The organism is Streptomyces sp. DF42 (assembly GCF_058267695.1).
The window spans coordinates 6,919,259-6,932,163 of the sequence record NZ_CM177859.1; the positions used below are offsets into that span (position 1 = coordinate 6,919,259).

Sequence of the window (12,905 nt, forward strand, 5' to 3'; positions counted from 1 at the left end):
CCGTTTCTCACTCGAACGGGCGGCACCGGGGCCGGTGTTGATCATCCAGAACGAAGATCGGTCCGGGAAGAACGGTGTACCAGGACCGGTCCACGAAGATCAGAGCTTCGTCCACGCCTCCGTCAGGGTCGCGCGCAGGATCTGCTCGATCTCGTCGAAGGTCTCCTGGTTGGAGATCAGCGGCGGGGCGAGCTGGACGACCGGGTCGCCGCGGTCGTCGGCACGGCAGTACAGGCCGTTGTCGTACAGGGCCTTGGAGAGGAAGCCGTACAGGACGCGCTCGGTCTCCTCGTCGTTGAACGACTCCTTGGTGGCCTTGTCCTTCACCAGCTCGATGCCGTAGAAGAAGCCGTTGCCGCGGACGTCTCCGACGATCGGCAGGTCGTGCAGCTTCTCCAGGGTCGAGCGGAAGGCGCCCTCGTTGTCGAGCACGTGCTGGTTGAGGTTCTCGCGCTCGAACAGGTCGAGGTTGGCGAGGCCGACCGCCGCGGAGACCGGGTGGCCGCCGAAGGTGTAGCCGTGCAGGAAGGTGTTGTCGCCCTTGTAGAACGGCTCGGCCAGACGGTCCGAGACGATGCACGCGCCGATGGGGGAGTAGCCCGAGGTCATGCCCTTGGCGCAGGTGATCATGTCCGGGACGTAGCCGAACTTGTCGCAGGCGAAGGTGGTGCCCAGGCGGCCGAAGGCGCAGATGACCTCGTCCGAGACCAGCAGCACGTCGTACTGGTCGCAGATCTCGCGCACGCGCTGGAAGTAGCCGGGCGGGGGCGGGAAGCAGCCGCCGGCGTTCTGGACGGGCTCCAGGAAGACGGCGGCGACCGTCTCCGGGCCCTCGAAGAGGATCTGCTGCTCGATCTGGTCGGCGGCCCAGCGGCCGAAGGCCTCCGGGTCGTCGCCGAAGAGTGGGGCGCGGTAGATGTTGGTGTTCGGGACCTTGTGCGCGCCGGGGACGAGCGGCTCGAACGGGGCCTTCAGGGCCGGCAGGCCCGTGATCGACAGGGCGCCCTGCGGGGTGCCGTGGTAGGCGACCGCGCGGGAGATGACCTTGTACTTGGTCGGCTTGCCCGTGAGCTTGAAGTACTGCTTGGCGAGCTTCCAGGCGGTCTCCACCGCCTCACCGCCACCGGTGGTGAAGAAGACCTTGTTCAGGTCGCCCGGGGCCTGGTCGGCGAGGCGCTCGGCCAGCTCCACGGCCTTCGGGTGGGCGTAGGACCACACCGGGAAGAACGCCAGCTCCTGCGCCTGCTTGAAGGCCGCCTCGGCGAGCTCCACACGGCCGTGGCCGGCCTGGACCACGAACAGGCCCGCGAGACCGTCGAGGTAGCGCTTGCCCTTGTCGTCGTAGATGTAGGTGCCCTCGCCCCGGACGATGGTCGGGACCGGCGAGTTCTCGTACGAGGACATGCGGGTGAAGTGCATCCACAGGTGGTCGTACGCGGTGCGGCTGAGGTCCTTGGTGCTCACTGTTATCGGGTCCTCACGGTTATCGGGTTCCCCACATGTAGGTCTGCTTCTTGAGCTTCAGGTAGACGAAGCTCTCGGTGGAGCGCACGCCGGGGAGCGCCCGGATGCGTTTGTTGATGACGTCCAGCAGGTGGTCGTCGTCCTCGCAGACGATCTCGGCGAGGATGTCGAACGAGCCCGCCGTCATCACCACGTACTCGACTTCCGACATGGCCGTCAGCGCCTCGGCCACCGGGTCCAGGTCGCCCTCGACGTGGACACCGACCATCGCCTGCCGGCGGAAGCCCACGGTGAGCGGGTCCGTGACGGCGACGATCTGCATCACGCCCTGGTCGAGCAGCTTCTGGACGCGCTGGCGCACGGCCGCCTCGGACAGGCCGACGGCCTTGCCGATCGCGGCGTAGGGCCGGCGGCCGTCCTCCTGGAGCTGTTCGATGATGGCGAGGGAGACGGCATCCAGGTGAGGAGTGCCGTTCCTGGACTCGCGGGAGTCCCTGTGCTCTGCGCTTCGACTGGCCACGAGGTCACTGTGCACGACGTCTCGACAGTTCCGCAAGGGCAGACCAATGAAATTCGTTGTTTACGTGACTGAGACCTGCGGATTTCGTAGTCTTCCGGCGATCAGGGGTGTTGAAAACGTGGGCTTGCGGATTAGGGTGGTGTCTCAGCCAATGGACACGTTGGATCCACTCGAACTTGGAGGGCCGGCAGTGAGCACCGAGCTGCGTCGTCTGCGCAACTACATCGACGGTGAGTTCCGGGACGCCGCCGACGGACGGACCACGGAGGTGGTCAACCCCGTGACGGGCGAGGCGTACGCGACCGCGCCGCTGTCCGGACCGGCGGACGTCGACGCCGCGATGGCGGCCGCCGCCGCGGCCTTCCCGGCCTGGCGCGACACCACCCCCGCCGAGCGTCAGAAGGCCCTGCTGAAGATCGCGGACGCGTTCGAGGAGCGGGCCGAGGAACTCATCGCGGCCGAGGTGGAGAACACGGGCAAGCCGATCGGGCTCACGCGGTCCGAGGAGATCCCGCCCATGGTCGACCAGATCCGCTTCTTCGCGGGTGCGGCCCGGATGCTGGAGGGGCGCAGCGCCGGCGAGTACATGGAGGGGCTGACCTCGATCGTCCGCCGCGAGCCGATCGGTGTCTGCGCGCAGGTCGCACCGTGGAACTACCCGATGATGATGGCCGTGTGGAAGTTCGCCCCGGCGCTCGCCGCGGGCAACACGGTCGTGCTGAAGCCCTCGGACACGACTCCCGCGTCGACGGTGCTCATCGCCGACATCATCGGCTCCATCCTGCCCACGGGCGTCTTCAACGTCATCACCGGCGACCGTGACACCGGCCGGCTGATGGTCGAGCACACGACCCCGGCGATGGCGTCCATCACCGGCTCCGTGCGCGCCGGCATGTCGGTCGCCGAGTCGGCGTCCAAGGACCTCAAGCGGGTCCACCTGGAGCTGGGCGGCAAGGCGCCGGTCGTGGTCTTCGAGGACACCGACATCGCCAAGGCCGTCGAGGACATCTCGGTGGCGGGCTTCTTCAACGCCGGCCAGGACTGCACGGCGGCGACCCGTGTCCTCGTCCAGGAGGGCATCCACGACGAGTTCGTGGCCGCGCTCGCGAAGGCGGCCGCCGAGACCAGGACCGGCCGGCCGGACGACGAGGACGTGCTCTTCGGCCCGCTCAACAACCCCAACCAGCTGAAGCAGGTCTCCGGCTTCATCGAGCGGCTGCCCGCGCACGCGAAGGTCGAGGCCGGTGGCCACCAGGTCGGCGAGAAGGGGTACTTCTACGCGCCGACCGTCGTCTCGGGGCTGAAGCAGGACGACGAGATCGTCCAGAGGGAGGTCTTCGGGCCGGTCATCACCGTCCAGTCCTTCACAGACGAGGAGCAGGCCGTGGAGTGGGCCAACGGCGTGGAGTACGCGCTCGCGTCGTCGGTGTGGACCAAGGACCACGGGCGTGCGATGCGCATGTCGAAGAAGCTCGACTTCGGGTGCGTGTGGATCAACACGCACATCCCGCTGGTCGCCGAGATGCCGCACGGCGGGTTCAAGAAGTCCGGCTACGGCAAGGACCTGTCGGCGTACGGGTTCGACGACTACACGCGGATCAAGCACGTGATGACGTCGCTGGACGGCTAGTCGCCGAACGCCCGGTCGCTGGACGGCTGGTCCTGCGGTCCTCCAGTCCTCGTGGAGTGGCACGCGGCCCCGGACGGTCACCCGACCGTCCGGGGCCGCGTGTTCCCCCTTGCCATCCGGCCTGCCCGGCTGGACAGGGTGTCCGGACCGGGTCGAGGCACTCGACGCCCCGTCGATTGTCGGGCCGCAGGTGGGGGCGGCATGCTGCGTCAATGCCCCTCACGCCGAAGACGTCCTCGTTCTCTCGTCGGTCCCTGCTGCGCGCGCTGGGCGGTGGCGCGGTGCTCGGTGGCCTGGCCGGCTGCGGGGTACCTGCCGCGTATGTGCATCCCGGTGATCGCGGAGCCGTGGATCTCTCCGTCAGTGACAAGCGGCTGACCTGGGCGAACTGGCCGCTGTACATCGACACCGACGACGACGACCCGAACCGGCTCTTTTCCTTGCAGTCAACAGGACCCTCAGCAAGTCCCATCGTTGCAGGTCAAGGGCACTTTCCGCGTTTCTGATCAACTCCTGGACAGCTCACCTCGTGAAAACGCGGATTAGGGCACTTTGTATCCGGCGGCACGGAACAGTTCATACCATTCGGATCGGGTGAGCGGGATGTCGGAACCGAGCGCGGCGGCCGTGACACGTTCTGGCGTGGTCGTGCCGAGCACGACCTGTATCTGCGCGGGATGGCGCGTGATCCAGGCGACCGCGATCGCCTCGGCCGGCACGCCGTATTTGTCGCTCAGCCGGTCGATTACGGCGTTCAACTCGGGGAAGCGTTCGGAACCGAGGAACGGGCCGTCGAAGAATCCGGCCTGGAAAGGCGACCACGCCTGAATGGTGATGTCGTGCAGGCGGCAGTAGTCGACGATTCCGTCATCACGTACGACCGACTGATCGAGGTCCTGCATATTCGCGGCGACGCCCTGCGCGATCATCGGGGCGTGAGTGATCGACAGCTGCAGCTGGTTCGCCACGATTGGTTGCGTCACGTGTTTGCGCAGCAGGTCGAGTTGTCGGGGGGTCTGGTTGGAGACGCCGAAGGCACGGACTTTGCCTGCCGCCGACAGCTCGTCGAAGGCACGGGCCACCTCCTCCGGCTCGACGAGAGCGTCGGGACGGTGCAGCAGCAGGATGTCGAGATAGTCCGTGCCCAGTGCCCGGAGTGAACCGTTCACGGACTCGATGATGTGGTGATGAGAGAAGTCGAAGTATGACGCGTCCTTGACGATGCCGGCCTTCGACTGAATGACGAACTGCTCACGCTCCGACGGGCTGAGTTTCATGGCTTCAGCGAACCGACGCTCGCAACCGTGGTAGTCCGAGCCGTATACGTCGGCGTGATCGAGGAACGTGATGCCGGTGTCGCGTGCAGTGTTCACGAGCCTGCGCACCGCCTCGTCGGTCATGTTCTGGATGCGCATCAGTCCAAGAACGACGTTGGGGACCACCATGTCGGTGCCGGGCAGGATGAAGGTCTTCATGTGACTCTTTCGCTGTGACTTGAACGTTTCAGACCGAAGGAAGTGCGAACTGGTCGGCTATGAGCTCGAGATCGGCCGCGGCTGCGAAGTCACGGATGCTTGCGGAGCGCGAGGCCCTGGGATCGGGATGACGGCGGGCGCGAGCGCGAGTTCCCAGGTGAGCGTGATTCGGTGGACGTTGGTGCCTGTCTCGTTGGCGGCCTGGTGGATCGCGCTGTGGCGTTCTGCGTGACCCTTCGCGTTCGCGATACCGCCGAGCGGGCGCCAGGGCAGGAAGGCGAGGCCGAGCTTGGTGCAGTGCTCGAGTTCTTCCCGGCTGGAGCGGAAGCGGGCGAGAACTGGTCCTGAACCGACACGAGCCGACCGCCGAGCAATGCGCGGGTTGCGTCGATCTGTGCGACGGCGGTGTTGGAGATTCCGGCCATCATGACGACATCCTCGTCGAGCAACTTCCGTATTTCACCAGGCCGATCGCGTCGACGCCGAGCCGGTGGGCGGGCCGATCGCGGAGACGTTCCGGTCGCCGAGGATGCGATGCTGCATGAGCTTCCTCCTCTCGGACGCCTTGGCGAGTTCGCGGTGCTGTGCACGTCGCGTGCTCACTCTAGAAATGGCCGATCTGGAAATCCAACAGTTGTTGGTTCTGATATTGAGAACTGTGGGATCTGAATAGATTTGCGCCAGACCGTGTCCGTGCCTGCGATCGCTGAGTGCGCGACTGCCGTAGCGGCCGCCCCCTGCGCTCTGCTCCCCCTCCAGGGGGGGGCCGAGGTTTGCGGAAGACGACATGTCGCATTCGCCCTCATCGAGAGTGCCTCCCTAACCAAGCAGCACGTCAGCGCCGACCGGTGCGGCGCGGGTTCGGCAGGCGGACACACGCCTTGGCATCCCGCTCAGTACTCCAGCCGGAGATGTGATCTTGCTGGTGGGGGCCGGTGGGAAGACAGGTGCGGCCACTGGTGATCATCGTCAGGTGTGTGGAATGAAGATGAAGCGGTGGCCGCAGGCCACAGCGCAGTGTCTGCCCGTTGGCAGGCGATGTTCGAGGGCTTGCTGGGCCGGATAGCGGGTCGCTTCGGGCGAACCGAGCCCCGGTTTCGGGGACGGCGTCGATGCTAGGACCGCTGGCGGACCTGCCGTGCAAAAACTGCTGGACGATCGCCGACCTCCCCGCGACAGTCATTGCTCTTCGGGTCTGCGACGTGGTGCTCTGGATGCACCACCGTACGGATCATCGGCAGAGCAGCTGTATCGGGACGTCAGACGCGCACGGGGCCTCAGCCGACAGGGGGTAGCCGGCCACTTCCTCCGGGCGAAACACCCCCTGACCTGCGCTGTACCAAAGTGCCAACCTTCTCTCTGTTTCCGGGTCACCAGTTGCTGGAGCTAGTTGGCATCAGCGCAGGTCACGAACGTTTCCGGGTGCCGACTATCGATCCTGGTCACAGTGGCCCGGCCCTGGATGTGGGCGTCACCGATCTGGTGTGATCGCGGTGGTCGATGGTGGTCGGCGAAGGGCCCGGACCGCCGCCGGAGGAGGCCGACCGGGTCTTCGAGCCGTCAGCCGCGCGGGCTCGTACGGATGGCGGCGATGTCGAACTGGAGGCGCACCTTCTCGCTCACCATGGCACCGCCCTCCGCCAGTCGCTGGTTGTAGGTCAGGCCCCATTCGGAGCGGTTGATGGTGGTCGTACCGTCGAAGCCCACCCGCTCGTCCCCGAACGGGTCGGTGACATGGCCTATGTAGGTGAGTTCCAGGTCGACCGGCCGGGTGGCGTTCTTGATGGTCAGGTCGCCGTTCATGCGGTAGACGTCGCTGCCCACGAGCTCCACTGTCGTACTGACGAAGCGCAGATGGGGATAGGTCGCCGCGTCCAGGAAGTCTCTGTGGACCAGATGGGCGTCGCGCTGTTCCACACCTGTGTCGACCGACGCGGTGGACAGCACGATCTCGGCGCGTGAACGGGATGGATCTCGGCCGTCGAAGTAGAGCCGGCTCTGGTACTCGGTGAACGCTCCCCGCACGGTCGTGACCAGGGCATGGCGGACGGAGAAACCGATACGACTGTGTGCCGGGTCGATCATCCACTCGCCGGTCAACGCCGCCTGCGCGGGATCCGACAGGCTCGCCGTGGGAGCGAACGCCGGTGGCTGATGGGGCCGTTGCGGAGCGGGTGCGGTGGACGGGGTGGGGGGAGCCGGGCGGCGCAGGGACGCACCGCGGGTGAACAGGTTCATGATTCACGTAACTACGTCATGACAAGGAGCGCCGCAAGCCTCCTTCAAGACCCGCGCACACGGTCGTCACCAATTGCCCCATCGAAGCCGTCGACTTTGCCATCTCTTTACAACCTGTGCCGTGGCTGCCTCGTCTCTCCGCTCGATCAATGACACAGCCCGCCCGGCCGATTGCCGGGCGGACCGACGAAAGAGAGCGATTCATGCGCCGAACCGGCCTCAGTGCCTTGGCAGTTGCGTGCACCGCCGTGCTGGCGGGCGCGGTGCCCGCGTTCGCCGACGGGGCGTCCGCGGCTCCGAGCGCCGTCCCCTCCGCGAGCCGCGCGCCCAGCACCGGTCCCACGTCCGCCCCCGCCGAGACCACAGCCCCGAGCGCCGCGCCCAGTGCGGCTCCGACCCGCGCGCCGTCGCGTGGTCAGGTTTCCGTCGTGCCGAGCGGTGCGCCCAACACCGGTGAGGTGCCGACCTCTTCGGACTCGTCGGGCGCGGGCACTCTGATCGGCGGGGGCGCCGCCGCGGCCGTCGCCCTCGGCGGCGGCGCGGTCTTCCTCGTGCGCCGCCGTCGGGCGAACGGGGCATGAGTCCGCTCTCCAGGCGCGCCTTCGCCGCCGCGGCCCTCACCGCGCTCCTCGCGGGCTGCGGCGGGCCGGGCGCCACGACCGGCAACTCCCCGGACGGGAGCCGGGCGAGTGCCTCTTCGTCCTCCGCATCGTCGTCCTCCGCGCCACCGCCCGCCGGGTCGGTGTCCGCGGTGGGGCGATCGACCCCGGTCAGGCTCCGGATACCGGCCATCGGGGTCGACACCCCGGTCACGAAGCTGGGCCTGGCCGCGGACGGCACCGTGCAGGTGCCGCCGATCGCGGCGCACGACCGGGCGGGCTGGTACGAACACTCCCCGACGCCGGGGCAGACCGGTCCGTCGGTGATCCTCGGCCATGTCACGGTCGGCGCCTACGGGGACGGGGTCTTCCGGCACCTGAAGGACCTGCACAAGGGGGAGCAGATCGTGGCGCGCCTGGAGAACGGCACGGCTGCGGTGTTCGCCGTGACCGACGTGCGGACGGTCGCCAAGGCCGACTTCCCGTCGAAGGAGGTGTACGGGAACGTGACGCGGCCGGAGCTGCGGCTGATCACGTGCGGCGGCGAACGGAGCGGTGACGGATACCTCGACAACGTGATCGTCTTCGCGGCACTGAGATCGTCGAGCCCCTGACCGGCCGGTCGGCAGGCCGAATCCGACCGGGGTCCCGGACCGACGCAACGAACGCCGTCGGTCCGGGCTCTTCCCCCGTGAGCGTCCTGCCTGTCCTGCCTGTCCTGCCTGTCCTGCCTGTCCCGCCCGTCCTGAGTGCCACGAGCGCCACGAGCGCTTTGGGCGCTGTGAACGCCACGAGTCCCCCCACGAGTGCCCCACGACCCGGGAGAACGTTGAAACGGTCCCGTGAGACGGCCGCGTCCGAGCTGTTCGCCGCCCTCTATCCGCGTCTCGCCGGCTGGGTCCGCCGGCTGGTCGACGACGACGAGACGGCCCATGAGATCGCCTCGGAGGCGTTCACCCGGCTCTGGGCACGCTGGACGGCCGTCGCGGAGCCGCGCGGTTTTCTCTACGTCACCGCGGCCAACCTCGTCCGGGACCACTGGCGCAAGCTGGAGCGCGAACGCAGAGCCGTACGCCGGGCGACCACCGAGGCCGCGGTGACCCCGCATCCCGAACAGGCCGACCCCTCGGTGCGCCTGCTCGTGCAGTCCCTCCCGGAACGACTGCGCGTCCCGATCCTCCTGCACTACTACGCTGACATGCCGATCCGGGAGGTGTCCGTGCTCACCGGACGCAAGGAAGGAACCGTCAAGGCCGACCTCCACGCGGCCCGCGAACTACTCCGCGCCCACCTGAGGAGAAGCCTTGATCACACACTCTGACGAGGGCCCGGACCACGACCCCGACGACCCGCTCACCGTCATCCTGCGACCCCCCGCCGAGCACCTCGGACCGCCCCCCGGCCACTACGAGGCGATCCGCCGCGGCGCGTCCCGCCGCAGGATGCTGCGCGCGGCCGCCGGTGCCGCCCTGACCTGCGGTGTCGCCGCCCTGGTCGTACTGCCGCTGCGCCTGGCGGCCTCCGACGCTCCCGGCTCCCCGACGGTGCCCCTCGCCCCGCCCCCGGCGAGCAGCCCCTCGACCCTGCCGCCCCCGACGGCGAAGCCCGTACCGTCGAGCACCGGGCCCGGCCGGCCGTCCCGTTCCGCCCCGCCGACCTCCGCGCCGACCGCCGGACCGACCAGAGGGCCGAGCGCGGCCGAACCGTCCAGCTCCACCGCCGCGACGGCTGCCCCGATGCCCACCCGACCCGCCTCCGTCCAGCCGTCCGCGCCCGGGTCCCGGGCCGTCGCGACGCCGTCGAGCGCGCCCCGTCAGTAGTCACCACGGAAGGGAGACGCCTCGCGCAGACAGTTTTGAACACGTTCAACAAAGGCGTACGCTGCCGTCATGAGCGACAGAGCCGCCCTGTTGAAGGGCATCCGCGCCTGGTTGGTCCTGTTCGTCGTCTGCCTGGTGCTCAGCGGCGCCACGGCGTTCCCACTGGTGCACGAGCTGCGCTGGACCGAGGAGCTGCTCAGGGTCCTGTCGGTGCCGGACCACCTGCCCGCGCTCACGGACTGGATCGAGCGCGTCGGGCGCGGACTCGACACCGCCGACACCGACTACCCCTTCCTCCTCTACGGCACGGACTGGCTGGCCTTCGCGCACCTCGTCATCGCGGTCGCCTTCTACGGGCCCTACCGCGACCCCGTACGCAACATCTGGGTCGTCGAGTTCGCGATGATCGCCTGCGCCGGAATCATCCCGCTCGCCCTCATCTGCGGACCGCTCCGCGGCATCCCGTTGTGGTGGTCGGTGATCGACATGTCCTTCGGCGTCTTCGGCGTGCTCCCGCTGTACGTCGTCCGCAAGAAGATCAAGCGGCTGGAGACGCTGACCGCCGCCCCGAATCCCGCCCCGGTGCTCGCCACCTGAGGGCCGCCTGCACGATCCGCTCCGCGAAAAGTGTTATCCCGTCGGCATCCACCGCGTCTCCCCTCACGTCCCCCACTTCCCGCACACCCGGGAGACCCCTTGCACCGCCCGCACCCGGACCGCACTGTGACCTCGGACATAGCCACCTGACCGGGTCGGGCTGAGAAGGTGCGGTCGGACGGCATATGACCTGGGAGAGGGTAGACGTGGGAGAGAGGGCCGGGCAGGAGTGGCGGGCCACCATCGCGGCCGCGCAGGCCGGTGACCGGCACGCGTTGGACGACCTCGTCGCCGGCTGGCTGCCGCTGGTCTACAACGTGGTCGGCCGCGCCCTGAACGGCCACGCGGACGTCGACGACGTCGTGCAGGAGACCATGCTGCGGGCCGTCGGCAACCTCGGCTCACTGCGCGACCCGGACAGCTTCCGGTCCTGGCTGATGGCGATCGCCATGCGGCAGATACGGGACCGGGCGCGTCGCAGATCCCCGCGGCAACTGGACGAGAGCGCCGCCCAGGAGGCCACCGACTTCGCCGAACTCACCGTGCTGCGTCTCCAGTTGGAGGGCCAGCGGCGCGAGGTGGCGGAGGCGGTGCGCTGGCTGGACGACGAGGACCGGCAACTGCTGTCCCTGTGGTGGCTGGAGGTCGCGGGCGAGCTGACCCGGCGCGACCTGGCGGCGGCCGTCGGCATCAGCCGGCAGCACGCCGCCGTACGCGTCCAGCGGATGAAGGAACGCCTGGAGACCTCGCGCGGGATCGTGCGCGCACTGGACGGGGCGTGCCCGGCACTGCGGGAGCTGACCGGCCGCTGGGACGGGCGGCCCGACTCGGTCTGGCGCAAGCGGCTGGCCCGGCACATCAGGGGCTGCGGCTACTGCGGCGACGCGCGCGAGTCCGTCGTACCGGCGGAGCGGCTCCTGGTCGGCATCGCGCTCGTACCGGTCCCGGCCGGCTTCACGCTGTCGCTGGCCCTCGGCGGCAAGACGGCGGCGGCCGCCACCTCCGTCGGCTGGTCCGCCAAGGTGCTCGGCATCCTGACCAAGCCCGCGGTCGCCGTCACGGCGGGGGCGACCATCGCCGCGGGCGGCGCGTACGTGGTCACGCAGACCCCGGGCACGCCGCCCCCGCGTGCGTCGAGCCCTCCCACGGTGTCGAGCACCCACCGCCCGCCGCCCCGGTCCGCCTCGCCCACGCCCTCCCCTTCCCCTTCCCCGTCCCCGTCGGTGACGAAGAAGAAGACCGAGCTCTACGGCAGTGTCCTCGACGCCGTCGACAAGGCGCCCGCCCCGGACGCCCCGCCCGCCGCCCTCCCGCACCGGCCCGCGTCCGGCATCACCAGCACCGGGGGCGCGCACGCCACCATGACCCACCGCGGCGACGGCGTGACCCTCACCGGCCAGGGCTATGTCCTGGTCCGCTGGCAGATCGAGCCGCAGTACCGGCCCGGCAGCCTGGTCCCGCCGAGCTGGACCGGCCTCAAGGGCAAGCTCTTCCACGTGGCCTCGGGCGGCGGCCGGCGCATGGACGACCGCGTCAGCAGCACCGACCCCACGGCCACCGGCATGGGCAGCCGGGCGACCGGCTTCGACGTCCTGCCGCCCGGCACCCAGCAGATGTGGCAGAACGAGTACTTCTACGTGGACGGCAGCGTCACCCTCACCGTGAACGAACACGGCGCCGACTACAACCTGAACGTCTTCCCGACCACCTGGGACGCGGCGGAGAAGGACATCATGACCGGCCCCGCACAGGGCGTGATCCGCTACGGCCTGGACCGCGACACCGGCAAGGACGACACCCCGGTCCCGCAGTACGTGACCCGTGCGACCCCGGCCGACCCGGCGACGGTGCCTCAGCGCTCCCGGGTGTAGCCGTTCAGCCGCCGTCGCGCAGTGCGCACAGGACATCGACGCGGTTGGTCGTGATCGAGTCGACGCCGACATCGATGAGGCGGCGCATGGAACGCCGAGTGTCCGGGGTCCACACGGACAGCAGGTAGCCGTCGTGGTGGACGCGGGCGGCCAGCTCGCGACTGACCAGGGAGAAGCGGTAGTTGAGCCAGCGCGGCTTCACGGCCGCGAGCAGCGCGGGGCGCGGGGGCGCCAGACTGGTGCAGGTCAGGGCGATCTCGGCGGCCGGGTCGGCGGCGCGGACGGCGAGCATCGCGGCGGAGTCCGCGGTGTAGTAGACGCGCTCGGCCGCCCCGGCCTCCCGTACGGTGTCCACGACGCGGCGGGCCGCCCCTACGTCCCGCATCCCCGGCAGGTCCAGCATCAGCCGCGCGCCGTCAGCGGCGGCCAGCGCCTCCGCGAGCGTCGGCACCCGGCCGTCCGTGAGCCCGCGCACCTCGTCCGCCGACAGGGAGCCGAGGGGCCGCTCGTGCTCCCACAGCCGTTTCAGCGTCGCGTCGTGCAGCAGCACGGGGACGCCGTCCTTGGTGAGTCGTACGTCGATCTCGACGGCGTCCGCGCCCTGGTCGAGCGCGGAACGCAGCGAGTCGATCGTGTTCTCGCGGACGCGGTAGGGGTCGCCGCGGTGGGCCACGGCGGTCACGTTCTGCAT

General features: G+C 69.1%; 13 protein-coding genes and 2 pseudogenes. 9 read left to right on the top strand and 6 right to left on the bottom strand.

Going from position 1 to position 12,905, the window contains the following annotated elements; translation table 11 throughout:
* Nucleotides 1-99 precede the first annotated feature (99 nt).
* Nucleotides 100-1,464, bottom strand: coding sequence for an aspartate aminotransferase family protein (locus ACYUED_RS31880; protein WP_491287692.1), 1,365 nt, complete (start codon nucleotides 1,462-1,464; stop codon nucleotides 100-102).
* Between the two features lie 19 nt (nucleotides 1,465-1,483).
* Nucleotides 1,484-1,999 carry an Lrp/AsnC family transcriptional regulator gene (locus tag ACYUED_RS31885; protein WP_491287694.1) on the bottom strand — a complete coding sequence of 172 codons (516 nt, stop codon included), beginning with the start codon at nucleotides 1,997-1,999 and terminating at the stop codon, nucleotides 1,484-1,486.
* Nucleotides 2,000-2,174: 175 nt separating this feature from the next.
* Here ACYUED_RS31885 and ACYUED_RS31890 point away from each other — a divergent pair, with 175 nt between their 5' ends.
* Both ACYUED_RS31890 and ACYUED_RS31895 read left to right on the top strand, forming a co-directional pair.
* The gene (locus tag ACYUED_RS31890) at nucleotides 2,175-3,614 is read left to right on the top strand and encodes a gamma-aminobutyraldehyde dehydrogenase (RefSeq protein ID WP_491287697.1); all 1,440 of its coding nucleotides are present in this window, start codon (nucleotides 2,175-2,177) and stop codon (nucleotides 3,612-3,614) included.
* Between the two features lie 212 nt (nucleotides 3,615-3,826).
* Nucleotides 3,827-4,063 (top strand): annotated as a pseudogene (locus ACYUED_RS31895) (spermidine/putrescine ABC transporter substrate-binding protein); the annotation flags it as partial.
* Nucleotides 4,064-4,156: 93 nt separating this feature from the next.
* Here the strand turns inward: ACYUED_RS31895 and ACYUED_RS31900 are convergent.
* Nucleotides 4,157-5,089 (bottom strand): aldo/keto reductase, encoded by a 933-nt coding sequence (locus ACYUED_RS31900; RefSeq protein ID WP_491287699.1) that lies wholly within the window; start codon nucleotides 5,087-5,089, stop codon nucleotides 4,157-4,159.
* 459 nt (nucleotides 5,090-5,548) lie between these two features.
* Complete coding sequence (locus ACYUED_RS31905) at nucleotides 5,549-5,692, bottom strand: hypothetical protein (protein WP_491287702.1); 144 nt, start codon at nucleotides 5,690-5,692, stop codon at nucleotides 5,549-5,551.
* Between the two features lie 393 nt (nucleotides 5,693-6,085).
* Between ACYUED_RS31905 and ACYUED_RS31910 the strand changes: the two are divergent.
* Nucleotides 6,086-6,255 (top strand): annotated as a pseudogene (locus ACYUED_RS31910) (IS701 family transposase); the annotation flags it as partial.
* Nucleotides 6,256-6,649: 394 nt separating this feature from the next.
* Here the strand turns inward: ACYUED_RS31910 and ACYUED_RS31915 are convergent.
* Nucleotides 6,650-7,327, bottom strand: coding sequence for a YceI family protein (locus tag ACYUED_RS31915; protein WP_491287704.1), 678 nt, complete (start codon nucleotides 7,325-7,327; stop codon nucleotides 6,650-6,652).
* A gap of 203 nt (nucleotides 7,328-7,530) precedes the next feature.
* Here ACYUED_RS31915 and ACYUED_RS31920 point away from each other — a divergent pair, with 203 nt between their 5' ends.
* The 6 genes from ACYUED_RS31920 to ACYUED_RS31945 all read left to right on the top strand — a co-directional run bounded on the left by ACYUED_RS31920 (nucleotide 7,531) and on the right by ACYUED_RS31945 (nucleotide 12,214).
* Nucleotides 7,531-7,908: a sortase-dependent protein gene (locus tag ACYUED_RS31920; protein ID WP_491287706.1), complete on the top strand. Its 378-nt coding sequence runs from the start codon at nucleotides 7,531-7,533 to the stop codon at nucleotides 7,906-7,908.
* Nucleotides 7,905-8,540, top strand: a complete 636-nt coding sequence (locus tag ACYUED_RS31925; protein WP_491287708.1) for a class F sortase — start codon at nucleotides 7,905-7,907, stop codon at nucleotides 8,538-8,540. Before ACYUED_RS31920 ends, ACYUED_RS31925 begins: the two co-directional genes overlap by 4 nt.
* Nucleotides 8,541-8,755: 215 nt before the next feature.
* Nucleotides 8,756-9,247 carry an RNA polymerase sigma factor gene (locus ACYUED_RS31930; RefSeq protein WP_491287709.1) on the top strand — a complete coding sequence of 164 codons (492 nt, stop codon included), beginning with the start codon at nucleotides 8,756-8,758 and terminating at the stop codon, nucleotides 9,245-9,247.
* Entirely contained in the window at nucleotides 9,231-9,746 is a 516-nt protein-coding gene (locus ACYUED_RS31935; protein ID WP_491287711.1) for a hypothetical protein, read from the top strand. The genes ACYUED_RS31930 and ACYUED_RS31935 overlap by 17 nt, the downstream gene beginning before the upstream one ends.
* Before the next feature lie 69 nt (nucleotides 9,747-9,815).
* Nucleotides 9,816-10,343, top strand: coding sequence for a hypothetical protein (locus tag ACYUED_RS31940; RefSeq protein WP_491287712.1), 528 nt, complete (start codon nucleotides 9,816-9,818; stop codon nucleotides 10,341-10,343).
* Nucleotides 10,344-10,528: 185 nt separating this feature from the next.
* Nucleotides 10,529-12,214 (top strand): RNA polymerase sigma factor, encoded by a 1,686-nt coding sequence (locus ACYUED_RS31945; protein WP_491287713.1) that lies wholly within the window; start codon nucleotides 10,529-10,531, stop codon nucleotides 12,212-12,214.
* Between the two features lie 4 nt (nucleotides 12,215-12,218).
* Here ACYUED_RS31945 and ACYUED_RS31950 read toward each other — a convergent pair whose 3' ends face one another.
* On the bottom strand, nucleotides 12,219-12,905 hold the full coding sequence (locus ACYUED_RS31950) for a glycerophosphodiester phosphodiesterase (protein ID WP_491287715.1): 687 nt from the start codon (nucleotides 12,903-12,905) through the stop codon (nucleotides 12,219-12,221).

What these genes read in the sequence shown, in the direction of transcription:
- ACYUED_RS31900 (WP_491287699.1), bottom strand. Translation starts at nt 5,089, where the DNA reads ATGAAGACCTTCATCCTGCCCGGCACCGACATGGTGGTCCCCAACGTC.
- ACYUED_RS31915 (WP_491287704.1), bottom strand. Translation starts at nt 7,327, where the DNA reads ATGAACCTGTTCACCCGCGGTGCGTCCCTGCGCCGCCCGGCTCCCCCC.
- ACYUED_RS31920 (WP_491287706.1), top strand. Translation starts at nt 7,531, where the DNA reads ATGCGCCGAACCGGCCTCAGTGCCTTGGCAGTTGCGTGCACCGCCGTG.
- ACYUED_RS31925 (WP_491287708.1), top strand. Translation starts at nt 7,905, where the DNA reads ATGAGTCCGCTCTCCAGGCGCGCCTTCGCCGCCGCGGCCCTCACCGCG.
- ACYUED_RS31940 (WP_491287712.1), top strand. Translation starts at nt 9,816, where the DNA reads ATGAGCGACAGAGCCGCCCTGTTGAAGGGCATCCGCGCCTGGTTGGTC.
- ACYUED_RS31945 (WP_491287713.1), top strand. Translation starts at nt 10,529, where the DNA reads ATGACCTGGGAGAGGGTAGACGTGGGAGAGAGGGCCGGGCAGGAGTGG.
- ACYUED_RS31950 (WP_491287715.1), bottom strand. Translation starts at nt 12,905, where the DNA reads ATGCAGAACGTGACCGCCGTGGCCCACCGCGGCGACCCCTACCGCGTC.